This is a genomic window from Synechocystis sp. CACIAM 05 (assembly GCF_010222815.1).
Taxonomy (GTDB): Bacteria; Cyanobacteriota; Cyanobacteriia; order Cyanobacteriales; family Microcystaceae; genus Synechocystis.
Map to the genome: position 1 here is coordinate 923,191 of NZ_CP019225.1, position 21,422 is coordinate 944,612.

25 protein-coding genes, 1 tRNA gene and 1 other annotated feature are annotated in these 21,422 nt (G+C 46.7%); of the genes, 6 read left to right on the forward strand and 20 right to left on the reverse strand.

All coding sequences use genetic code 11. From position 1 onward, the window contains the following. The first annotated feature begins 108 nt into the window (after positions 1 to 108). The gene (locus BWK47_RS04355) at positions 109 to 693 is read left to right on the forward strand and encodes an NUDIX hydrolase (RefSeq protein ID WP_162327701.1); all 585 of its coding nucleotides are present in this window, start codon (positions 109 to 111) and stop codon (positions 691 to 693) included. A gap of 26 nt (positions 694 to 719) precedes the next feature. On the opposite strand, the gene BWK47_RS16995 is transcribed toward BWK47_RS04355, so the two are convergent. The 10 genes from BWK47_RS16995 to rplS form a co-directional block, all read right to left on the reverse strand. Then, a complete protein-coding gene (locus tag BWK47_RS16995) occupies positions 720 to 1,304 on the reverse strand; it encodes a GIY-YIG nuclease family protein (RefSeq protein ID WP_237269810.1) in 585 nt (194 codons plus the stop codon). 22 nt (positions 1,305 to 1,326) lie between these two features. Beyond that, positions 1,327 to 2,415, reverse strand: a complete 1,089-nt coding sequence (gene aroC, locus BWK47_RS04365) for a chorismate synthase (RefSeq protein ID WP_162327702.1) — start codon at positions 2,413 to 2,415, stop codon at positions 1,327 to 1,329. Positions 2,416 to 2,621: 206 nt separating this feature from the next. Then, the gene (gene rplL / locus BWK47_RS04370; RefSeq protein WP_010872046.1) at positions 2,622 to 3,008 is read right to left on the reverse strand and encodes a 50S ribosomal protein L7/L12; all 387 of its coding nucleotides are present in this window, start codon (positions 3,006 to 3,008) and stop codon (positions 2,622 to 2,624) included. An 87-nt stretch (positions 3,009 to 3,095) separates the two neighbouring features. Further along, complete coding sequence (gene rplJ, locus BWK47_RS04375; RefSeq protein ID WP_010872047.1) at positions 3,096 to 3,617, reverse strand: 50S ribosomal protein L10; 522 nt, start codon at positions 3,615 to 3,617, stop codon at positions 3,096 to 3,098. A 40-nt stretch (positions 3,618 to 3,657) separates the two neighbouring features. Continuing rightward, positions 3,658 to 3,829, reverse strand: a sequence feature (ribosomal protein L10 leader region). Positions 3,830 to 3,863: 34 nt separating this feature from the next. Beyond that, positions 3,864 to 4,580 (reverse strand): 50S ribosomal protein L1, encoded by a 717-nt coding sequence (gene rplA, locus BWK47_RS04380; protein ID WP_010872048.1) that lies wholly within the window; start codon positions 4,578 to 4,580, stop codon positions 3,864 to 3,866. Positions 4,581 to 4,670: 90 nt separating this feature from the next. After that, complete coding sequence (gene rplK / locus BWK47_RS04385; RefSeq protein WP_010872049.1) at positions 4,671 to 5,096, reverse strand: 50S ribosomal protein L11; 426 nt, start codon at positions 5,094 to 5,096, stop codon at positions 4,671 to 4,673. 101 nt (positions 5,097 to 5,197) lie between these two features. After that, positions 5,198 to 5,815, reverse strand: coding sequence for a transcription termination/antitermination protein NusG (nusG, locus tag BWK47_RS04390; protein WP_010872050.1), 618 nt, complete (start codon positions 5,813 to 5,815; stop codon positions 5,198 to 5,200). Positions 5,816 to 6,094: 279 nt separating this feature from the next. Next, positions 6,095 to 6,340: a preprotein translocase subunit SecE gene (gene secE, locus BWK47_RS04395; protein WP_010872051.1), complete on the reverse strand. Its 246-nt coding sequence runs from the start codon at positions 6,338 to 6,340 to the stop codon at positions 6,095 to 6,097. A gap of 111 nt (positions 6,341 to 6,451) precedes the next feature. After that, positions 6,452 to 6,524, reverse strand: a tRNA-Trp gene (locus BWK47_RS04400). A gap of 117 nt (positions 6,525 to 6,641) precedes the next feature. Further along, a complete protein-coding gene (gene rplS, locus BWK47_RS04405) occupies positions 6,642 to 7,010 on the reverse strand; it encodes a 50S ribosomal protein L19 (protein ID WP_010872052.1) in 369 nt (122 codons plus the stop codon). Between the two features lie 137 nt (positions 7,011 to 7,147). Here rplS and BWK47_RS04410 point away from each other — a divergent pair, with 137 nt between their 5' ends. Both BWK47_RS04410 and BWK47_RS04415 read left to right on the forward strand, forming a co-directional pair. After that, positions 7,148 to 7,540, forward strand: a complete 393-nt coding sequence (locus BWK47_RS04410; protein WP_020861559.1) for a hypothetical protein — start codon at positions 7,148 to 7,150, stop codon at positions 7,538 to 7,540. Then, positions 7,537 to 8,532 (forward strand): alpha/beta fold hydrolase, encoded by a 996-nt coding sequence (locus BWK47_RS04415; RefSeq protein ID WP_237269812.1) that lies wholly within the window; start codon positions 7,537 to 7,539, stop codon positions 8,530 to 8,532. Before BWK47_RS04410 ends, BWK47_RS04415 begins: the two co-directional genes overlap by 4 nt. A gap of 55 nt (positions 8,533 to 8,587) precedes the next feature. Here BWK47_RS04415 and BWK47_RS04420 read toward each other — a convergent pair whose 3' ends face one another. The 4 genes from BWK47_RS04420 to BWK47_RS17235 form a co-directional block, all read right to left on the reverse strand. Next, the gene (locus BWK47_RS04420; protein WP_162327704.1) at positions 8,588 to 9,667 is read right to left on the reverse strand and encodes a late competence development ComFB family protein; all 1,080 of its coding nucleotides are present in this window, start codon (positions 9,665 to 9,667) and stop codon (positions 8,588 to 8,590) included. A 262-nt stretch (positions 9,668 to 9,929) separates the two neighbouring features. After that, positions 9,930 to 10,625 (reverse strand): ATP-dependent Zn protease, encoded by a 696-nt coding sequence (locus tag BWK47_RS04425; RefSeq protein WP_162327705.1) that lies wholly within the window; start codon positions 10,623 to 10,625, stop codon positions 9,930 to 9,932. Positions 10,626 to 10,688: 63 nt separating this feature from the next. Further along, entirely contained in the window at positions 10,689 to 11,171 is a 483-nt protein-coding gene (locus BWK47_RS04430) for a Tic20 family protein (protein ID WP_162327706.1), read from the reverse strand. A gap of 64 nt (positions 11,172 to 11,235) precedes the next feature. Continuing rightward, entirely contained in the window at positions 11,236 to 11,358 is a 123-nt protein-coding gene (locus BWK47_RS17235) for a hypothetical protein (RefSeq protein ID WP_255345281.1), read from the reverse strand. A 62-nt stretch (positions 11,359 to 11,420) separates the two neighbouring features. On the opposite strand from BWK47_RS17235, the gene BWK47_RS04435 reads away from it, so the two are divergent. The 3 genes from BWK47_RS04435 to BWK47_RS04445 all read left to right on the forward strand — a co-directional run bounded on the left by BWK47_RS04435 (position 11,421) and on the right by BWK47_RS04445 (position 14,075). Beyond that, positions 11,421 to 11,741, forward strand: a complete 321-nt coding sequence (locus BWK47_RS04435) for a 2Fe-2S iron-sulfur cluster-binding protein (RefSeq protein WP_162327707.1) — start codon at positions 11,421 to 11,423, stop codon at positions 11,739 to 11,741. A 111-nt stretch (positions 11,742 to 11,852) separates the two neighbouring features. After that, entirely contained in the window at positions 11,853 to 12,845 is a 993-nt protein-coding gene (gene phaE / locus BWK47_RS04440; protein WP_162327708.1) for a class III poly(R)-hydroxyalkanoic acid synthase subunit PhaE, read from the forward strand. A gap of 132 nt (positions 12,846 to 12,977) precedes the next feature. Next, a complete protein-coding gene (locus BWK47_RS04445) occupies positions 12,978 to 14,075 on the forward strand; it encodes a class III poly(R)-hydroxyalkanoic acid synthase subunit PhaC (RefSeq protein ID WP_237269814.1) in 1,098 nt (365 codons plus the stop codon). A 30-nt stretch (positions 14,076 to 14,105) separates the two neighbouring features. On the opposite strand, the gene cupAR is transcribed toward BWK47_RS04445, so the two are convergent. From cupAR to BWK47_RS04475, 6 genes are all read right to left on the reverse strand, one after another. After that, entirely contained in the window at positions 14,106 to 14,489 is a 384-nt protein-coding gene (cupAR, locus tag BWK47_RS04450; RefSeq protein ID WP_162327710.1) for a CupA regulator CupAR, read from the reverse strand. 127 nt (positions 14,490 to 14,616) lie between these two features. Next, on the reverse strand, positions 14,617 to 15,018 hold the full coding sequence (locus BWK47_RS04455) for a fasciclin domain-containing protein (protein WP_162327711.1): 402 nt from the start codon (positions 15,016 to 15,018) through the stop codon (positions 14,617 to 14,619). Positions 15,019 to 15,190: 172 nt separating this feature from the next. Next, entirely contained in the window at positions 15,191 to 16,486 is a 1,296-nt protein-coding gene (locus BWK47_RS04460) for a CO2 hydration protein (protein ID WP_162327712.1), read from the reverse strand. Between the two features lie 63 nt (positions 16,487 to 16,549). Beyond that, on the reverse strand, positions 16,550 to 18,058 hold the full coding sequence (locus BWK47_RS04465; protein WP_162327713.1) for an NADH-quinone oxidoreductase subunit M: 1,509 nt from the start codon (positions 18,056 to 18,058) through the stop codon (positions 16,550 to 16,552). Between the two features lie 116 nt (positions 18,059 to 18,174). Beyond that, positions 18,175 to 20,022, reverse strand: coding sequence for an NAD(P)H-quinone oxidoreductase subunit F (locus tag BWK47_RS04470; protein ID WP_162327714.1), 1,848 nt, complete (start codon positions 20,020 to 20,022; stop codon positions 18,175 to 18,177). A gap of 397 nt (positions 20,023 to 20,419) precedes the next feature. Continuing rightward, entirely contained in the window at positions 20,420 to 21,052 is a 633-nt protein-coding gene (locus tag BWK47_RS04475; RefSeq protein WP_162327715.1) for a hypothetical protein, read from the reverse strand. Positions 21,053 to 21,422 lie beyond the last annotated feature (370 nt).

Here is a 21,422-nt window from a genome sequence, read left to right on the forward strand (position 1 = left end):
GTCGTTACTGCAATCGTAAAAGAACAGTTTTTCTGCCCTATTTTTGGCTCACCATGTTGTTCGAGCTTAAAATTAATTAGATCTTTGTCGGTGAAATAATCCAGAGCCATGTGGCATCTTCCTCCCAGTAATTTGCAGAAATGGCATCTATGCCAAAGCCAGATGGTGCTAGACAATCCTTGGTGCCGGGTTCGTCGGGATACGGTGCAATTGCCCAATGGGACTTTGATCGATGACTACTTCGTCAATATGCGGCCAGAAATTGTGATGGTTTTGGCCCTAACCCCCCAACAGGAAATTATTTTTGTGCGGCAGTATCGCCATGGAGTGCAGGAAATTTTATTAGAATTACCTGCCGGTACTTTTTTCCCCGACCAGGAAAGCCCCACTGCTGCTATTCGCCGAGAATTAGAAGAAGAAACTGGTTACCAGATTACCAATTTGCTCAACTTAGGTTGTATTTATGATAATCCCGTCAAAGATCAATCCCGTCTCCATCTTTTCCTTGCCCTCGATGTGACTCCCACGGGAAAAAAAGCTTGGGATATAACGGAAGAAATTGAGATGGTGTTAATGCCGATCGCCGTGGTACGGGAGCAGATTTTTTCTGGAAAAATTAGGGTAGCAGGTAGTTTAGCGGCTCTGTTACTTGGCCTAGAGAAACTATCCAGTCTTCATTTTCCCTTGCACTAAGGGTTTAAGGCCACTTGTGCCGAGGTTTAACTCAATTTACCGAAGGGCTGACCCCACCAGCGCCAACATTCTTTGTTAAAAGGCGATCGCCATTTGAGAATTAACTCCTTTTCCCAGGCGAGGAGGGTTTTCTTTTCCGGGGGCACATGGGGCCAAAAAGACGCCACCACTTCCACGTCTAATTCATAGCGGCGGTGTAGTTCGATATAGCTCAAAATATAGTCTTTACAATCGTGGGTGCCCTGCCAACGTTGGTCTGCTGTCAATTTGGTTTCCCCCACGTAAAGCAATAATGGCCAACGGCGATCGAGGATGAAATATAAACAGCCCTGATTTTCCCCGGTTATATTGGCTGAATCCTTGCCCTGTCGCCAAAACAGGGAAGACTGTTGGGGCAAAGTAAATGGGTCAATTTCGTCGGCATGGTGCCAACTGGTGACCGGGGCATCAAACAGGGAAATTTGCTGGGGTTGGGCAGTTTGCCGTTGACTCTGTTGATATTGGTGAATTTTTTCCTGCCAATCTTCCAAACCCTGGCGATCGAGCAGCAATTTCGGCTCCCGCTTGACTCGATAGCTTGAGGGAGCATCAAACAGTTTTAGCTGTTCCAAAATACTTTCCTAACCTAGGGTTTTATAAAGTTTTACACTGGGCTTGGAATCGCAACAAATGGTCACAAAGTACTAATGCAGCCATCGCTTCCACCATGGGCACAGCCCGGGGTAACACGCAGGGATCATGGCGACCTTTCGCCGCTAAAGTAGTTTCCTCCCCAATATTACTAACGGTTTTTTGCTCTTGACCAATGGTGGCAGTAGGTTTAAATGCTATGCGCATAATAATGGGTTCGCCGTTGCTGATGCCTCCCTGAACCCCCCCAGAACGGTTGGTGCGGGTGCGCCATTCCCCTGTTTCGTCCAGGTAATATTCGTCATTATGTTGACTACCAGTCAGTAAAGTACCGGCAAAACCAGAACCAAACTCAAACCCTTTGGTAGCAGGCAAGGACATCATCGCCTTGGCCAAATCCGCTTCCAACTTATCAAATACCGGTTCCCCTAAGCCTTTGGGGACGTTGCGGATCACACATTCCACCACCCCACCAATGGAGTCCTTTTGCCGTAGCACCTGGTCGATGCGCTCAATCATTTTTTCGGCACATTCCCCATCGGGACAACGGACAATATTACTTTCCACTTGCTCCAACGTCACTGTGTCGGTATCCACCGTTGCTTCAATGTCTTGGATACTTTTCACATAGGCGACAATTTCCACCCCGTTAAACTGGGCCAAAATCTTTTTGGCGATCGCCCCTGCGGCCACCCGGCCAATGGTTTCCCTAGCAGAAGAGCGACCTCCTCCTTGCCAATTGCGAATGCCATATTTCGCTTCATAGGTGGCATCGGCGTGGGAAGGACGATATTTCACCGCCATCTCATTGTAATCCTGGGAACGGGCATCCTTATTTCGCACCAAAATGGCGATCGGTGTACCCAGAGTTTTACCCTCGAACACGCCAGAGAGAATTTCGCATTGATCTGCTTCCTTACGGGGGGTGGTAATTTTGCTCTGTCCTGGCCGCCGCCGGTCTAGGTCTACTTGGATTTCCTCTGGGGAAATTTCCAATCGGGGAGGGCAACCATCAATAATTACCCCCACGCCGCCCCCATGGGACTCACCGAAGGTGGTAATGCGAAATAAACTGCCAAACGTGTTGCCCATAAAATAACCAATGCTGACTGACCAGTCTCTTATTTTAGGTATTTTTTGGAACGAGGCATAGATAAAAATAAACGGGCCAAGGAAATATCCTAGCCCGAAAAAGAAATTATTGGAAATTGGAGTCTAATAATTTAGCTTCCAAAAAAAGTGAACAGAAAGCAAATGACCGGCTAAATAATTAGGCAAATAGCAAATATGCCAAACGATTATTTAACAGCGGCTTTACCACCAGCTTCTTCGATTTGTTTTTTGATGGCTTCAGCATCATCTTTACCGGTAGCTTCTTTGATGGCTTTGGGGGTGGATTCCACCAATTCTTTGGCTTCTTTCAGACCCAAACCGGTGATGGTGCGGACAACTTTCAGCACAGCAATTTTCTTGTCGGCAGGAACTTCTTCGAGGATAACGTCGAATTCAGTTTTTTCTTCAGCGGCTTCGGCGGGGGCAGCGGCAGCGGCGGCCATAACCATGCCACCAACGGGGGCAGCGGCGCTAACACCAAAAGCTTCTTCGATTTGTTTAACTAACTCGGAAGCTTCCAACAAGGAAAGACTTTTTAACTGTTCTAAAATTTGATCGGTTGCAGCGGACATAGAAATGACTCCTATAGGTAAGTAGATTAAATCTGATTAGACAAACCAAAAACAAATGACTTTGGGGTGAACAGGGTGAAAACAACCCTATTCTTTGTCCACATGGGCTTGGAGACCACGGGCCACGGAAGCTGGAACTTCTTTGATGCCCAGGGCAATCTTGGTAGCCAGGGCATTGATGCCGCCGGCAATTTGACCCATAAGTTGCTCTTTGGAAGGCAAATCACCGATCGCCTCCACGTCAGCTTGGGTCAGGCTTTTTCCTTCTAATACCCCACCCCGTAGTTCGGTTTTTTTGGTATCTTTCTGGAATTTTTTGTAAGCCTTAATTGCGCCGCCCAGGTCTTCTTTCAAGACAAGAATAGCGGTGGTTCCCGTCAGAAATTCTTCCATGGGAGACCAGGCTTCTTGCCCTGCCAATGCCCTACGGACAAGGGTATTTTTGGCAATCTTACAGGTTCCACCCAGGGGGCGGAGCCGGTTTCTTAAATCGGTAATTTCGGCAACGGTTAATCCTTGATAATCAATGATCACCGTCATTTGAGCGTCCTGGAATAACTCCTGAACATCACTGATTACCGTCGCTTTATTTTCTCTCGTTCTTCCCATTCGGGTTTCACCTCCTTGGGGTTGGGATAGCAAGCATTAAACACACAATAAAAATGCCCCTTGGCGATCGCCGGGGCTGAAGCAGAGGATCAAAAGCTGTCAAGGAAGCAAATCCCCAACAAACTCAAATCTTGATTCAGGCTTCAACCTCGGCAGGTTAATTAAGCAACCCTAATTGCTCCTGCGGTCTTTGGCATAGCCAGTTAAATAAATAGTGGCTAGAAATGACTCGGAAATTGTCGTCGCTTAGTTATCCTCAAACTTCAGATCGCGTAAAGCATTGATGTCTACAGGGATGGAAGGACCCATGGAACTGGACACAAATACGGTGCGCCAGAAACGACCCTTTGCCCCCGAAGGACGATTGCGGTCAATGGTCTCTTGCAGCGCTTTTAAATTCGCCAATAAATCATCGGCGGAAAAAGAGGCCTTTCCAAACATAACATGAACGATGCCCGTACGATCAGCACGGAATTCTAATTTTCCGGCTTTAAATTCATTTACCGCCGCTGCCAGGTCTGCGGTTACCGTTCCCCCCTTGGGAGAAGGCATGAGGCCCCGGGGCCCCAATTGTTTACCCAACCGGGCAATTTTGGGCATCATATCAGGGGTGGCAATGAGCACGTCAAAGTCCATCATGCCCTTTTGAATTTCTTCAATCAATTCCTCAGAACCGGCAATGTCAGCCCCAGCATCGGTGGCCTCCTTGACCTTTTCCCCCCGGGCTAGCACGGCCACCCGTACTGTTTGCCCTGTTCCTTTGGGTAAAGAAACAGTGGTCCGAATTTGTTGGTCACTGTATTTGGGATCAATGCCCAGACGGATGTGGGCTTCCGCGGTTTCATCAAATTTGGCAGTGGCGGTTTCCTTGAGCAACTCCATGGCCTCTAACGGGCTGTAAAGTTTGCTGTCATCTACCTTGGCGATCGCCGCCTGCATGCGTTTTGAAAGCTTTTTAGTCATGGATTTGGTAACTCCTTGGGTACTGGCGAAGTAGGGAACTTCTCCCCGAAATAAATAGAAAACTTAATGGGCTCAAGCCGTGAACTATGATTAGCTGTTGACGGTAATACCCATATTGCGGGCAGTGCCTTCAATAATATTCATGGCCGCGTCAATGTCGTTGGCATTGAGATCGGGCAATTTGGTTTGGGCGATTTCCCGCAGTTGCTCCCGGGTAATGGAAGCCACTTTGTTTTTATTCGGTTCGCTAGATCCCTTTTCCACCCCAGCCGCTTTACGGATGAGCACCGAAGCGGGGGGAGTCTTGAGGATAAAGGTAAAACTACGGTCTTCAAACACCGAAATTTCCACAGGAATAATCATCCCGGGCTTATCGGCGGTTTTGGCATTGTACTCTTTGCAAAATGCCATGATGTTAACCCCATGTTGACCCAAGGCGGGACCGACGGGGGGAGCAGGGTTAGCCTTGCCAGCGGGCAGGGCCAGTTTAATCAGAGCGACGACTTTCTTGGCCATTGCTTATGTATGTCTAAGTTAATGTGATTAGGATGTGAATTAACGGCGATCAAACCCACCGCGGGGAGCGAGAATTTACTTCCAATCTCCCACTAAAGGGTTTAATTCTGTTTTTCCACCTGGGTAAATTCCAATTCCACCGGGGTTTCCCGACCGAAAATGGACAGTAAGGCTTTTAGCTTACTTCTTTCTGGACTGACTTCAATCACGTCCCCTTCAAAATCCTTAAAGGGGCCGGAGAGCACCATGATGTGATCACCGATTTCCATATCGATTTTCACCACGGGTTCCTGCTCATCCACGTGACGGAAGATTCGTTCCACTTCCCCATGACTGAGGGGCATGGGTAAAACGTGGCCCCGCCCCCGACCATAGTGACGCTTCTGCTCAGAGCCGACGAAGTTGATCACGTGGGGGGTATTTTTTACCACCTGCCAAGCGTCATCGTCCATAATCATGCGGATGAGCACGTAGCCAGGGAAAATTTTCTCTTCCCCCTGCACCCTTGCCCCGTCTTTGCGGATTTTTACGATGGGAGTTTTGGGAATTTCCACCTGGAGGATGCGATCGGCCACGTCCAAGGTGTGAATCCTCTGCTCAAGGTTTAACTTAACCCGCTTTTCACAGCCAGAGGCTACCTGTACGGCAAACCAATGGCCTTCGGAGGGTGTTTTTTTGTTTTGTTCCGCGACCGGAGATTGATCGTCAGTGAAGCTCATGACAACATGTACGAGGAATATTGACTGGGGGGATTGCCGGCAATCCAAGCTCAAGTTTGAGCAAGACTGGGCGGAGTGAGTGTTGGGGATTTAGAATTTCTAAAACTTCAACAGGATCGAAAAAATAAAAAATATCGAGGGCGTAGCTGAGAAATAAAAATTTTATTTTACTTAGATAACTTAACAGGAAGCTTGACTAGAAGTTTCTCATCAGCTATTGAAAGAAAGTCAAAGCTTATTGGGCAGTAATTTACCGACCCCTTGGCTCCACTGAGTTCGTTAACCGAAAAGGAAAGGTTGTTTGGTAATCCAGCCAAAGATTTGATCAACGAAGTAGATAACCGTCGAAACCAAGATGACCATCAAAATCACGGCTACGGATTCGCTGATTAGCTGTTGACGGGAGGGCCAAACCACTTTTGCCAACTCATCTTTGGTGGCCGCAATGAAGTTGCTCCGGGCCTGGACATTGTCCACGGAATTGTCTTCGGTACTGTCGGTTCTGACCGCTTCCTTCTTAACCACAGGTTTTTCTTGCCTCCCAAATCGTTATAGCTAATGAGAAAATCTGGAATATCACCGAACGCAAAGTCGAATAATTGCGTAACAATCGTTGGCGAGGTAATTGGTGGTCAACGCGCCCTGGAGGACTTGAACCCCCGACATCAGGTTTTGGAGACCTGCGTTCTACCAACTGAACTAAGGACGCATAGTCTGGGCTAAGGTTAGCCCTGGAGTCTGCACTCTGGCACCATCATACCCTAATTTGTTGCCAATTCCCATCGATGGCGATCGCCATTGGTGTTGGAGATCACGGTTTCGCTGACTACAGAGCCCGGTCGAACCGCTGCTTGATGCGGGTAGCTTTACCAACCCGATCCCGGAGATAGTAAAGTTTGGCCCGACGAACCTTACCGCGGCGCAACACTTTGATGCTGGCAACCCGGGGAGAATGGAGCAGGAAAACCCTTTCCACACCAACACCTTGGAAAATTTTCCGTACGGTAATGGTTTCGCTGATGCCGCCGTTGCGTTTAGCAATGACGGTGCCTTCGTAGGGTTGGATCCGTTCTTTACCACCTTCGACAATCTTGACCCCAACCTTGATGGTGTCACCGACATGGATGGTGGGCAGGTCTTCTTTGAGAAACTCTGCCTCAATGGAATTGATTATGGCTTGGGCGTTCATGGTCATAGTAAAAACTCACAATTTCTCATCATAACTGATTTACCCTCTTTTGCAAAAGTTGCTTTTTCCCCACTTTCCTCGCTGTTGCGCCCGGACTATTGGCCGCTAGAATGCAATTTTGCTGGACCATAATTGAAAAGCCGATGACCACCATTACCTCCCAGGCGATCGCCCGTTACCGTGACCAACTTGCCCATTGTCCGGAGGCAATGCAGGCGCTGGATACTATCGAGGATTGTGAAGGTAATTTAGAAGATGCGGCCCTAACCCTGGGCATTCAAGTTGGGCAACAGCCCGATCGCAATGATTGGCTAGAGGGTTTGGCCAAAAGATGCCGAGTAGCCATTTGTGAGGGGGGTTTTCCGGCGGCATTAAAAGACAATAACATCAGTACAGTGGTCAATCACCTTAGCGAACGCAAAGTCTGTCATCCCCTGTTAGCGCCCCTGGTGGTGGCCTATGTTTTGGAGCAAGGCATTGATGATTTTTGCGCTCCTATCCATTTCAAGCTCAATTACGATGGTGAAAACAATTGACCGGTGATATTCTGACCACCCAATCCCAGGATAGGCAAGGAATAAAACGATGGGATGAACGCATTGGTTGTCAGCGGGAATGGAGTTGGCGGGGTTGGGAAATTCGGTATAGTTTTCGTCACCCTATTGAGCCCACTGGTTTACCTCCCCTGTTGCTTATCCATGGTTTTGGGGCGGCGATCGAGCATTGGCGTTACAACATGTCGTTTTTTGCTCAACACACCAGCGTTTACGCCATTGATTTGCTTGGTTTTGGTGGTTCCCGCAAAGCTGACGAACGTTACAGTGCTTACTCCTGGGCAGACCAGGTGCGGGATTTCTGTCGGGAAATAATTGGCTGTCCCACCGTGTTAGTGGGAAATTCCATTGGTTCCCTGGTGGCGTTAACTATGGCAGCAGAAAGTCCAACCCTAGTGGCCGGATTAATTATGGCAAGTTTGCCGGACGTTTCTCTTCGTCAGCAGGCCGCCCCTGGTTTTTTAAGACCTTGGATTGAAAAGGTGGAAAGCGCTTTTTCCCCTCCTTGGTTACTCAATGGCCTATTCAAGTTTGTTCGTCGTCCCCCGATTATCAAGCGTTGGGCCGGTTTGGCCTATGGTTTGCGGCAGGAACAGCTTGATCTAGACCGGTTTGAAGAGGAATTGGTGCAAATTATTTGTTCTCCTCCCCAGGATTTGGGGGCAGAGGTTGCTTTTCGGCAATTGTTTAGCTCTGTGCGTCAGTCCCACTTTGCGCCGTCGGTGAAGGAGTTATTGCCTACCCTGGATTTACCCATATTGTTGCTTTGGGGAGATGGCGATCGGTTTATCCCCTGTCGATATGGCCAGCAATTTGCCCTGTTGAACAAAAAAATTGAATTTCAACTTTGGCCTGGAGTCGGCCACTGTTTACATGACGAGTGCCCAAATAAGTTTAATCAAACTTGCTTAACTTGGCTAAGGCGGAATTTTGATAAATTCTTTGAACTAAGCGAGCCGGTGGTGACGGCTTGAAAAAGCTGCCAGGAAAATCAATAATTACAAGGCTTTCAAATAGATTTTTAATCAGCTAAAAGCTGTACCAGTCACGAATGGAATCAGCAAAGGTTTCATCACCATTATCTTGATCATTGTCGGTAAACTCTATAATAGAAGTTTGTTGGGCATCTAGGGACTCCTGCCGACGTCTTTGTAAGTAGGTTGCATCATTATCTGTGTGAGTTGTATGCCGCCCATCCCGTTGATTTTTTTCGATTTGTCGCAAAATTTTGCGCACTACAGAGGCTAAGTTTTTAGCGGTTATTTTTTCATAGGCAATGCCATAAACATCGAGCACTTGTTCTAAGTCTAATAAGGCGGCATGGTAGTCCCTCACCCCCCGCCGAATTTTGCTAGAAAGTTCATCTAGGCTAACTTTGTCTTGGGCAACGCCAATGTTACGGGCAAATTCTTCTAGTTCTATCAGAATGGAATGGGCTGTACTAAAGGAGTCTATTTCATCGATATTTAGAGGGGTAGATTTTTTTAGAGGGTCCCGCATAATTGCGCCAATTCCCCTTAGCACAGCAGTGCGAATCTCCCCTCGCATCTGTTCAACTCGTTGCATCTGAAATGCTTTTCCTTCTTCACTGGCCACATACATGGGGGGCAAGCGATTTAGTGTATAGCTAGCCACCTCGGCAATGCTGACAAATTTGGCAACGTTGACGGGTAGTTTTTGCAGTTCGTTATAAATTTCATCCTTGACCACTACTTCCAGTAAGTTAAGACAGGTTTTCCGCTGACGTTTTTTTTCTTCTTCTTTTTCGTCTAATAGGTTTTCTAACAATGATTGGCTGATGCTATCGGAGGTAATGCCATAAATGGGAGCGATAATATCTAGCAAGTTTTTGGCGATCGGCACATAGGCTTCCTTTCGATTCAGGCTTTCAATCAGGTTATACATGTCCGACACCAAACGTTTGATCTCTGGTTGGACTTTAACTAAGTTCACTAGTAGTGTGTAAGTGGAGCAACTGCCCACAACCTTCGGATCGTTTTCCCAAACTTTGTTGGTCAGACCGTAAATAATTTTCTTTAGCCTAATTCTTTCGCGGTCACTCTCAATTTTGTTGATAACATCGGGTAAGCATTCCGTGTTAAATTTCATGATAGTTAGCGAGTGTTAGGGAAAGAATTCTTGCTGACCAAGGCTAATGCAGCCAGTGGTGTCGGAGGAAAAAGACAAAAGCACTTAAACTATTTTCAACGATTGTGCTGACTGCCAACAATAGTATGATAACAGGCCGACACCAACACCATAGTCTAGAGATGATTGCCCCAATGGTATCTCCTGAAATTGCTCCCCGGATGTAAGTGGACGATGGTCGTTCAAAAAGTTCACTTCAACTGAATTGAGTTAATTCAAACAGTCAATTGGAACCAACAGCAGGCTCTCCTAGATATTGGGCGAGAAGATGGCGACATTCTTCTACCGATCGCCGTTGGGCCAGGGCTTGTTGCAACTGACCATGGGCTTGGCGGTGTTGTTCCAGCAGGTTTTTAGCTTGGAGAAAAGCCCAACTTTCCTTTTGCTGTAGTTTAATTTCTGGCAGTCCTGCCCGACGAAAAGCTTGGCGTAGCTGTTGGCGATCGCCGTTTCCTCCCTGGGATTCACCATAGATAATTTTTTCTGCGGCAATGCCCGCCATCCAAACCGTAGCCCAACGTTCCAGAGCTTGGGGACGGAGGTGCCAATCCCGACACTGATTTTCTAGATTGGTCGTATCAAATTGGATGCCCGCCATTCCCCCGGCTCCCTGGCGCAGAACTTCCCAGGGACTGAGACTATAGTCGGTGATGGGAATTTGTAAGCAATGGGCCACCAAGAAATGCCCTGCTTCATGGCACAAAATCCTCTCTTTTTCCGCTTTGGTTTGGAAGAGACCGACAAAAAAGTCTGTGCCCTTGCCCTGCCAACTAATTTGATCCGCTGTGATTATGCCCAAAATCCCCAAGGTCGCCGCTGCTGGAATAGCCGGAGAAAGGTGCACTATCGGCCCCACCAGGGCAGACATCATCATTAGGAAAATGGCGATCGCCACCAGATTTAAACGACTATCAGACATGGTCAGGAAAAATGGCTCCAGTTAATCAAGTTAGTCAGATGCAGGATCGATCAATTTGGGTAACTAAAAGCGCACCTGGGAATAAGCAGCATCGGAAATGGTGGGAATTTCTGCGTAGCGTCCCAGCACCGATTGAATGATGCCAAAAAATCCACAGGCTAAGGCCCCAAGGAAAGCAAAATTGTAGAGGGTTTCGGTAACTAGTCCCTGGCCAAACACTGGCTGGATCACGTAGGCAACGATTAAGCCAAACAAGGATAGGAGAATGCCAATTAGGATGGCTTGCATAGCATTGAAGCGGATAAAGTGGGAGATATTGTTGTTTCTCACCACCGCCATAAACAGCACAATAAAGATGATAAAAGAGGCAAAGGGAAACTGATAATAGAATTGCAACAGGGGCATGATGGGCAAGTAAATTATCTGTAAAACAGGAAATTGTTGCAATAAAAAGCCACCAAACATGAATGCATCAATGAGGGGAATCACATAAATCAAAGCACTGAAAAAACGATCTTTCCCGTCTGCCGTACTGTTAGATGCCATAGAAAATTCCTTGTTGATTTAAAAAGAGTTACGCAGATTATGCCCTGATTTTAACCTGGGTTCGTCATGGCCCGGATTCGGTCTTCCCCCAGGCGATCGCCAAGGAAAAATTATTTTTCTGACCCGCTACCGTGGCAACAATGGTGGCCAGGTTGATACTCCTCAGGTTGGTTAACAGCCTATCCAAAACTTGCTAGAGTGTTCATTGGCCAAAAATCCCATTAATTCTTTTATTATTACCGCTTTGCCATGGTTAACACCTACACCGCCGAAATCCAACACCAGGGTCAGACCTATACCATCTCCGTTCCCGAGGATAAAACGGTGCTCCAAGCGGCGGATGATGAGGGGATACAACTACCTACTTCCTGTGGCGCTGGAGTTTGCACTACCTGTGCGGCGTTAATCACCGAAGGCACAGTGGAGCAAGCTGACGGCATGGGAGTTTCAGCAGAACTCCAGGCTGAGGGATATGCTCTACTTTGTGTGGCCTATCCCCGCTCAGATTTGAAAATTATCACCGAAAAAGAAGACGAAGTTTATCAGCGGCAGTTCGGCGGTCAAGGTTAGATTCGGCTGGAATTCTCCCTTCCCATGACAAATCTTCCAGAGCAACACTTGCCACCCCAAAAAGCTGAGCCATAATTCAGGTAGCGGCCAGTAGTAAGGTGGATTTTGACCATGGAATCGACAAATAAAACCTGGACAGAACTCATGACTCCCCTCAGTCAGTTTTGGCTGGAGTCCAGTAGCCAGGCTTGGAAGAATTGGTTTGACCTCATGGCCAAGGGCGGGGCCGGTGCCATGATGGGCTCGGCTCCCCAGTCCTTTGAGTCTTTGCCCCAACAGTTCCTCCAATCCCAGCAGTTTTATGGAGAGTTACTTAAGCTTTCTTTTGAAGCTTGGCAAAGCCTGTGGCCTAAATTGGATAATGGTTCGGCGCCAGGGGCAGTGCAGGGCTACCTAAAACAGCTACAAACCCAAATTGAGCAATATACCGCCACCACCCAAGCTCTCCAAGGGGACATGGATGGTTTATGGCAGTGTTACATCAAGGAAGTACAAAGATTTTCTCAACTCTGGCTCTCCACCTGGCAGAGTAGCGTCGCCCCCCTGGGCAAATTACCCACCGGGGACATCCATGCTTGGTTAGATTTAAATAATCTCTACGGTGATGCCCTCTACAACAAAAACCTGAGCAGTTTTATGCGATCGCCGTTGTTGGGCCCCAGTCGGGAAATGAATGGCAAATTATTGCGGGCCTTTGACGATTGGGTTAAGTTATACCAGGCCATGGCCGACTATCAATTACTGGAAGCAGATATTCAATACCGGGGCTTTGCTGCTTTGATGGAAGATTTACTGGCCCGGGCTAAGGAAGATAAACCCGTTAAAACCTGGAAGGAGTTCCAGCAACGGTGGGCGATCGCCGCTGACCAAGTGTTTGAAGAAGCTTTTTGTGAGGAAAAAAATCTGAAAGTACGGGGCAAATTCATCAATGCCTTGAACCGTTATCGCATTCAGCAACAAGAGATTCTAGAAGCATGGTTAAAAATGCTGAACCTCCCTACCCGCTCGGAGGTGGATGAAATTCATCAAACCATTTATCAGTTACGGAAAGAAGTTAAAAATTTGAAAAAACGATTGGGAGAAACAGAAGCAAACCCAGGCTAAAAGTTACTTTATTGGATTTAGTCCCACTGCATTTCGAGCTTTTGGATTCTGGACATTTTTGTTCAGCTCCGATGGATAGTTAATTCACCATCAATGTTTTTACTATTTTTTATCGTTCATTGGTTAAAAATTATGTTGCCTTTTTTTGCTCAGGTGGGGTTAGAAGAAAATCTTCATGAAACGCTAGATTTTACTGAAAAATTTCTCTCCGGCTTGGAAAATTTGCAGGGTTTGAATGAAGATGATATCCAGGTGGGTTTTACCCCCAAAGAGGCAGTTTACCAGGAAGATAAGGTCATTCTTTACCGTTTTCAACCAGTGGTGGAAAATCCCTTACCCGTACCGGTTTTAATTGTTTACGCCCTGGTGAATCGCCCCTACATGGTGGACTTGCAAGAAGGCCGTTCCCTGGTGGCTAATTTGCTCAAGCTGGGTTTGGATGTGTATTTAATTGATTGGGGTTATCCTTCCCGGGGCGATCGTTGGTTGACCCTAGAAGATTATTTGTCTGGATATTTGAACAACTGTGTCGATATTATTTGTCAACGCTCCCAGCAAGAAAAAATTACGTTGTTAGGAGTTTGTCAGGGGGGCACATTTAGCCTGTGTTACGCTTCTCTATTCCCGGATAAGGTTAAAAATTTAGTGGTGATGGTTGCTCCGGTGGACTTTGAACAACCCGGTACTTTATTGAACGCTCGGGGAGGCTGTACCTTGGGAGCCGAAGCAGTGGATATTGACTTAATGGTGGATGCCATGGGCAATATTCCAGGGGATTATCTTAACCTAGAATTTCTCATGCTTAAACCCCTGCAATTAGGTTACCAAAAGTATCTTGATGTGCCCGATATTATGGGGGATGAAGCGAAATTATTAAACTTTCTACGCATGGAAAAATGGATTTTTGATAGTCCTGATCAAGCGGGGGAAACTTACCGTCAATTCCTCAAGGATTTTTATCAACAAAATAAATTGATCAAAGGGGAAGTGATGATTGGCGATCGCCTGGTGGATCTGCATAATTTGACCATGCCCATATTGAATTTATATGCGGAAAAAGACCACTTGGTGGCCCCTGCTTCTTCCCTAGCTTTGGGGGACTATTTGCCGGAAAACTGTGACTACACCGTCCAATCTTTCCCCGTGGGTCATATTGGCATGTATGTCAGTGGTAAAGTGCAACGGGATCTGCCTCCGGCGATCGCCCATTGGCTATCGGAACGACAGTGAAAATTTTGCTGGAATACATTAGGGCAACACTCAGGACTCATCTAGTGCTTTAATTGATACATCGACCGCTTGTACATCAATAGTTCCAGGGGGAGTGGGACGGGTAAATTGTCCATGGCTCACTTCCAACTCTTCCCCGCAACTGGGGCATCGGCATGGCTGACCGTCAAAACCAGTGAAGTGATACTGACAAACAGGACAGTCTCCATCCACCAGTTTTCTCTTTAGCCACCAGCGGAATACAAAAAAGCCCACCGTTGGTGCCAGAAACAATAGCAAAATCAACAGAGCAATGCCATTGACAACCCATTTCAGACCAATGGCACTGAGGAGCAGGGCCACGGCAAGGACAGTCAAGCCACAGCCCAGGCCTGATTGGTTGACGGTAACAAATTTAGGGGAAAAGTTGTTCACAGATGGCTCCTACCAACAGCATTACCGCTGGGATCACTATTTTCCATCCTAGTCCATTAGCTCCGCAGTTGGAATACCAAGGTATCCTCCCCTGGGCTAAAGGTTTTGAACAGGTCGCACACCATGCCTATCCCATTAAAATCACGTTGTCAATCACATGGATAATGCCGTTGTCCGCTTCGATATCGGGGATGATTACCGTGGCATTTTTCACTTCAAACCCCTCCGTACAGTCGATGGCGATCGGGGAGCCCTCTACTGAATCAACAGTTGATAGGCGACATAAATCAGCTTGGGTAAACGTCCCGGCAACCACGTGGTAGGTTAAAATCCGGGCCAATTGGGGAATATTTTGTACCAGGGTGGTAATGGTACCGGGGGGGAGTTTGGCAAAGGCCGTATCCGTGGGAGCGAAAACCGTAAAGGGCCCAGGGCTTTGCAACACGTCAACCAAATTGGCCGCAGTGACAGCGGTCACCAAGGTGGAGAATCGCTCGTCAGACACCGCAATTTCAACAATGTTAGGCATGGATTTAATTGAATTAGTCAGTCAAACGGAAGGGAAGCTGTCAAAAAACTGATTCTAGTAATCGTTATGACTAGTCGGGCTAAGTTTAAGACGACGGCAATAACAAAGGATTTATAGACAATTCATCCTAATCTAAATGTTCGTCACCATTTTGACTAGACCAGCTATCAAATTAACGATAACTATCGCTTTGAATATCTTTCAAGCGGGCTTCAGGACGAAGAAATCGGTCTATTTGAGCTTCAAAAAATTGCCGATTCTTAGCCAAATGCCGGGGGTTCGGATCATCTAGGGGATATAACAATGCCGTCCGCAAAGCCTGGATGACTGCTGAGGTAACATTGTACATTGAACGCTGGAAAGTGATCCCCAACTGCACCAACATATCGTCCTCGCCCCGGCAATGTTTTTGATAATACTCGATTAAATATGGTGGCAAAAAGTGCAACATATCATCCATCAACAGCGTGGGGGGAATGCCCGCAGTACCAACGGGGAATACATCGGCATACAAAATACCATAGTGGAAATCCTTTTGTTCTTCTGGCACCTGTTTGGCCTGGGCATTATAGGATTTGGTCCCTCGGAATGGTGCAGTGCGGTAAAAAACAGCTTCCACATAGGGTAGTGCCGCTTCATAAAGCCAGGTAAAACCCTTAGATTTGGGAATAATTTCTAAACATTCGCCATCAATATAAACATGGTGATAAATGGGGCGGCCAGCAATGGCAAAAATACCGTTAACTAAGAAGTTCATGGCATCGGGAACTCCTTTAAAACCGCCCTCATCGTAAATGTCGGACATTTCAAAAAATACGGGGGCCATTACTTCCCAAAAAAGCCCCAAATTTGAGTAGTAGGATAGTTCTCTGACCTGTTCTAAAAATAAATCAGGGAAAAGTTTATATAACGCCAACATCGGGGGATTGCCCTTAAAGTAAGCTCGAATCGCTTTATCTGCGTTGGCTTTATATTCGTCACTATCTAGGTAGGCATCAAATTTCCCCATGCCCATGTCCCGGCCATGCCATAGCATTGCTTGCATACATGCCTCTGCAAACTCCATGTTGATGCGGTCATGCCAGAGGTGATGGAACAGTTTAGGCATTTTGGTGGTGTTGCCTTTTTCCATAAACTCCAGCAACTCCGGGTGGGCAGAGGCTTCTCCCCGCCAGATTCTCAGATCGGCAGTCTCCCCGGCATAGTGGTTAGCAAGGTCTAAATATTCTTGGGGTAGAAAATATTTAAAGAAACGCAAGGGATTGAGAAATACCCGTTCCGCAATGTAGAGCAGATCTCGCCAGTAAAAATCCATGGGCACAGCATAGGCCTTGTAAATGCCTATGATCTGCATCAGGTTTTCCGGAGTGTCCGGCAACATAGAGCCACCGGCTTCGAGGCGATGGATAACGTCGGCAAAAGGATGGGTGGAGGGGGGTAAGATAGCTTTTTGGGTCAGGGTAGTCATTTAAGATTCACCGAGAAAAATAAACTGCACTAAATTCAATGGGCAATGGCAACGTCGTTAAAGTTATGGCAAAGTTACCCCTTGGGCTAATTGCTCGACTACGGGGGTGCCATGGGGGAGTTGGGCAATCATTTCATTGGTGGTGGTCTGAGTCCAATGTACTAAATAATTTGGCTGAACACCGAGGAAGAAAATAATGGCAGTTAATACTAGGGCTGGTACCATCTCTGAAGCTAATACTTTGGGATAGTAGGCCCGTTGATTATCGAGCTTGCCAAAACAGGTGCGGTTTAGAAGAATGACGAAATAGACCGCTGTCAAACCCGAAGCCAAAATGCAAAGTAGGGTAGGAATGGGAAAAGTGGAAAAACTGCCTTGGAAAACGATGAATTCCGCTGCAAACCCCACCAAACCAGGAATACCAGCGCTGGCCATGCCCCCGGTAATTAATAGAGCGCTGGTGAGGGGTAAACCCCGGATGGGATTCATTAAACCATTCAGTACATCTAGATCCCTGGTGCCAGCTTTGCGTTCAACAATGCCGACTAGATGGAATAGTAGGGCAAGGATTAAACCGTGGCTAACCATTTGGGCCACTGCTCCCAGAACGCTCAATTCAGTGCCAGCGGCGGCAGCGACAAGGATGTAACCCATGTGCCCAATAGAACTATAGGCCACCATACGTTTGATGTCTTTTTGGGCGATCGCCGAGAGGGCTCCGTATAGTACAGTAACTGTACCAATAATAGCTAACACCGGGGCAAACTGGGCCCAGGTTTGGGGAAATAGTTGCAGACCAAAGCGGATAATACCGTAGGTTCCTAGTTTGGCCAAAATGCCCCCCAATAGAATGGCCGTGGCTGGGGAAGCTTCCGTGTAGGCATCGGGTAACCAAGTGTGTAGGGGAACCAGGGGAATCTTGATGCCAAAACCCAACAAAATCAGAATCAACAGAATGGTTTGGGCTGACTCGGTAAAGGTCTGGGTAATTTCTGGATTGTAATCAAAGGAATGGCTACCACTTAGTAAACTCATGCCGAGAAAGGCTGCTAACACCAACAAACCAGAAAAGGCAGTGTAGAGCAGAAACTTCATGGAGGCATAACCCCGTTTTTCCCCACCCCAAATGGCAATCATTAAGTAGAAGGGAATTAATTCTAGTTCGTAGAAGACGATGAATAGAAGTAGATTTTGGGCTAATAGGGCACCGGAAATACCGGCATTAATTAGCAAGATCAACCCATAGTAAAGTCTTGATCTGTTCACGTTAGGCCCAATGCTATAAATCGCCACCCCTGTCAACAGGTTATTAAGAATTACGAGGGGCAGAGATAATCCATCAATGGCAAGGCTATAGTTCAAACCAAGCTGGGGAATCCAAGGCAAATACTCCTGGAATTGAAACTGGGGATCTGTAACATCGAACTTAAACAAAACTAGCAATGACCACACCAGGGTCAAAACAGCGAATACTTCGGTGATTTGTCTAAGTTGTTTGGCTGGTATATTGCCCGGAAAAAAGCCAATAATCAAAGCTCCGATAACTGGCAGGATTAAGAGCAGGCTAAGCATGGCAAAAAGAGGTGATAAGTCAGTTGGGTGAAGGTAAATCTTGCCAATGGAAAATCAAATTTGAACAGATTGCATTCATTGGCCTTGGCTTGCAGTTGATTTTCCTGGTCTTGGGCTTAAAATGCTTGGCCAAGCAAAGAATAGCTAAGAAAGGCGCCAATTAAAGTCAGGCCTAGGACAATGGAAAGAACGTAAAATTGCGTCTGACCAGAAACGTTATATTTCAAACTCTGACCACTAAAAATTGTTACAATCCCAATTAAGTTAATCACTCCGTCCACAAAGGTTTTATCAAACCAATTAATTAAGCGAGAAATTGAATCAATGACGGCGACAATAGTGAGTTTGTAGAACTTATCTGTATACAAGTCATAGGCAAAAAAGTTTTGTACTACAGGCAAAGGTAAGTCAATTGGTTTAGTGATTTTAGGATTGAGGTAAATAAAGGCTGAGCTTCCCACACCCAGTAAGCTAGACGCAATTAGGACCGAGCTTAAGCCCCAATTAATGTCGGCAAAATCAGGTAGTAAATTTCCTTGCTTTAGGATTAGGGACAGATGTAGAGCAAAACCTACTGTCACAACCATGGGCAACACCAATGCCCACAATCCCTCTGGCGATCGGACGGTCATCGGCTTAGCTTCACCACCAAAAATCAAACAAAATCCACGGGTTACATTGAAAGCAGTCAGCAGGTTCACCACTAGTAATACCCCCACTAGCAAAGGGGATGTAGCTGATAGATTTTCTGCCAGTTTTAGCCAAGCCCAAAAAGTCCCAAAGGGAGGTAGGGCAATAAGGGATGCAACCCCTACCAGATAACTCAAACCAGAAATTGGACGACGGCTCCAAAGACCACCGTATTGGGTCAAATCCTGGGTCACATTGTTGAGAATAATGCCCCCCACACACATCACCAGAATTGCCATGGCAAAGGTGTAAGTAAAAATCAGTTGTAGAGCCGTTTCCCCTTGACCAGTACCCACGGCAATAAACACTAGGCCCATGTAAGCACTAACTACATAGGAAAGGAAGCGCTTAATATCTATTTGGGCGATCGCAATTAAAGCAGCACCGATCGCCGTTACGGAACCGATGGCAATCATGACAGTCAAAGCCACAGGAGAAAGGGCCAGAATCGGTTGTACCTTTACCAAAACCCACGCTCCCGTTGCAACTACCAATGTATTCCTTAGAATAGTGGCGGGAATTGGACCTTCCATGGCTTCATCCAACCAGAGATGGAGAGGAAATTGAGCGCATTTAGCCAAAGGTCCAGCAATTAAGGCCAAACAAAGCAGGGTCGCAGCGGTGGGATTTAAGTCTGCACTAGCAGCCCATTGGGCCAAATCATCATAATTCCAACTTCCGGCCAAAGGCAGGAGGGCAACTACCCCCATTAACAAAATTAAATCTCCAACCCGTTTAGTTAAAAACGCATCCCTAGCCCCGGTCACCACTAGGGATTGATTGAACCAATAGCCAATGAGAAGATAAGTACCTAGGGTTAAAATTTCCAGGACAACGTAGCTGAAAAACAGGGAGTTACACAACACTAAAGTGCATAATCCCGCCTCAAACAGAGCCATTAAGGAAAAAAATCTGGCCCAGCCCCAATCCCTTTCTAGGTATCCGATGGCATAAATCTGTGCCCCCAAATTTAACCCAGTAATCAAAACCAGGGCGGCGATGTTAACAGTGGATATTTTTAAATCAAAGTTAATTTCTAAGTCAGCGGCCTGTAGCCAGGGGAAGGAAAGATCGATGGCGGGTTGCTGCCAAATATGTATAAGCACCAACAGACTATGCAAAAATGCAACAAAGGTCATTAATGTGCTTATATAGCCTGCCGGCCTTGGCCCCGTTTGTCGAGTTAAGCCCGGTGACCAGGGGACCGCTAACAGGGCACCCAAAAGAGCGTAGCAAGGTACTAGCCAGATAATTCGACTTAAACTTTCTAACATGGGGGTTGCGGGAAATTTTGTTAACAAGATTCCACTTTCGCCGTCAAAACATCCCGGTCACCGAAGAATTTTCCGGCTTACTCGGTGCTAGGAACCTGGGACTGCCAGAACCCAGACAGGGAAAGCTAATACATCCAAAGTGACAGCCCAAATGGCTGATCTTATCCAGGCCCCAAAGGGGCATTACCATAGTCAAGCAACAATGGTAGAATCTAGATGCATAGAAACAGTGTTATTTGTTACACCATATCATAGGGGAAATAAAATTCCAGATCAACAACCATTTGCTTAAGTGAATGATAAGTCTGGGTAATTGGAGGAAGAGGCAGGCTACGGGGTGGCAGTCCACTCCAAGGGAAAATTTGAGAGTTTGATCCGAATTACATAAATATCCGAATTACGTAAATAGGGTATTAATCTGTTGCCATTCCCGCAGCAGTGCTCGACATTGCAAACAGTCCAAAATTCTCAGCAAATCTACCAGTTGTGAGGGGACTTGGAACTCGGCCCCGATCGCCTTGGGGCTGAGCCGAAAATCTCCATCGATCCTGGCCCAATAGCCATATAGCTTTTGGTTGGAAAAAGAGCTATTGACGGCCCAACCCCCGTCATTGAGGGGAGTTATTTCGGCAATGGCATGGGGAGGCACTTCCAGTTCCCGATGAAGGATTTCAGCCAAAGTTAGCTCCACCTTAGCTAGATCTGTTAGCCGCCCTCCAGGGAAATCCCAAGTTGCCCTACCTATACCCGGCCGGAAAATGGGATGGGGTAAAAGCAGGCGATCGCCTTGTTGAGGCAACACTATTAAAGAGTCAGCCTTTTCCACCCGCCAATAATCCAATTTCCTTTCCCGATCATCCCGCCACCGTTCCCCCCTGAGGGTCAACCAAGGGTTTTTAACCTCCGCAAAACACTCCAGTAAAGTCCAAGCCGGAGCATCGGGCTGATTTTCCCGTGCGGACTCTGAGCCAATTTGTAAAACTTGCCCCTCGTTCCAAGGGCGATCATAACTTTTATCTATGGAGATCATTGTCAAAATCCGCTTCTTAACATTTCTTAAAATTAAAGCTGTTATAGCAACAACATTGATTAATTTCTATCTAATTTTTGACGGTGCCCATTGCTATCAGTTGTAAGTTGATGAAAATGCTGTAAATTTTTGTAACAAAGTTCAACTTTGTCTTGACTTTTGTAAGTCTTTGCAAAATCTAGGAGCTAGAACTGGTCAGGGCTGGGGCAATTTTTAATTATTGTTACGCAGGTCTTGCCTAGGGGGGGGGAGGCCGTATTATCTTCTAGTGATGTTTGCTGAAAACGCCTATCTGTGCAAGGTTTAACATCGTTATTATGAAGCGAAAACTAATTCCCTTTTTTACGCTTCCTCTATTACACTATTCTGC

Bases quoted from the DNA above. Each gene is read 5' to 3' on its own strand.
- BWK47_RS04475 (WP_162327715.1), bottom strand. From the start codon at position 21,052: ATGATCTCCATAGATAAAAGTTATGATCGCCCTTGGAACGAGGGGCAA.
- BWK47_RS04470 (WP_162327714.1), bottom strand. From the start codon at position 20,022: ATGTTAGAAAGTTTAAGTCGAATTATCTGGCTAGTACCTTGCTACGCT.
- BWK47_RS04410 (WP_020861559.1), top strand. From the start codon at position 7,148: ATGACCACCATTACCTCCCAGGCGATCGCCCGTTACCGTGACCAACTT.
- nusG (WP_010872050.1), bottom strand. From the start codon at position 5,815: ATGAGCTTCACTGACGATCAATCTCCGGTCGCGGAACAAAACAAAAAA.
- BWK47_RS04460 (WP_162327712.1), bottom strand. From the start codon at position 16,486: ATGACTACCCTGACCCAAAAAGCTATCTTACCCCCCTCCACCCATCCT.
- phaE (WP_162327708.1), top strand. From the start codon at position 11,853: ATGGAATCGACAAATAAAACCTGGACAGAACTCATGACTCCCCTCAGT.
- BWK47_RS04465 (WP_162327713.1), bottom strand. From the start codon at position 18,058: ATGCTTAGCCTGCTCTTAATCCTGCCAGTTATCGGAGCTTTGATTATT.
- rplK (WP_010872049.1), bottom strand. From the start codon at position 5,096: ATGGCCAAGAAAGTCGTCGCTCTGATTAAACTGGCCCTGCCCGCTGGC.
- rplS (WP_010872052.1), bottom strand. From the start codon at position 7,010: ATGACCATGAACGCCCAAGCCATAATCAATTCCATTGAGGCAGAGTTT.
- BWK47_RS04445 (WP_237269814.1), top strand. From the start codon at position 12,978: ATGTTGCCTTTTTTTGCTCAGGTGGGGTTAGAAGAAAATCTTCATGAA.
- BWK47_RS04355 (WP_162327701.1), top strand. From the start codon at position 109: ATGTGGCATCTTCCTCCCAGTAATTTGCAGAAATGGCATCTATGCCAA.
- BWK47_RS04425 (WP_162327705.1), bottom strand. From the start codon at position 10,625: ATGTCTGATAGTCGTTTAAATCTGGTGGCGATCGCCATTTTCCTAATG.
- BWK47_RS04430 (WP_162327706.1), bottom strand. From the start codon at position 11,171: ATGGCATCTAACAGTACGGCAGACGGGAAAGATCGTTTTTTCAGTGCT.
- BWK47_RS04435 (WP_162327707.1), top strand. From the start codon at position 11,421: ATGGTTAACACCTACACCGCCGAAATCCAACACCAGGGTCAGACCTAT.
- rplA (WP_010872048.1), bottom strand. From the start codon at position 4,580: ATGACTAAAAAGCTTTCAAAACGCATGCAGGCGGCGATCGCCAAGGTA.
- BWK47_RS04455 (WP_162327711.1), bottom strand. From the start codon at position 15,018: ATGCCTAACATTGTTGAAATTGCGGTGTCTGACGAGCGATTCTCCACC.
- rplJ (WP_010872047.1), bottom strand. From the start codon at position 3,617: ATGGGAAGAACGAGAGAAAATAAAGCGACGGTAATCAGTGATGTTCAG.
- BWK47_RS04420 (WP_162327704.1), bottom strand. From the start codon at position 9,667: ATGAAATTTAACACGGAATGCTTACCCGATGTTATCAACAAAATTGAG.
- aroC (WP_162327702.1), bottom strand. From the start codon at position 2,415: ATGGGCAACACGTTTGGCAGTTTATTTCGCATTACCACCTTCGGTGAG.
- rplL (WP_010872046.1), bottom strand. From the start codon at position 3,008: ATGTCCGCTGCAACCGATCAAATTTTAGAACAGTTAAAAAGTCTTTCC.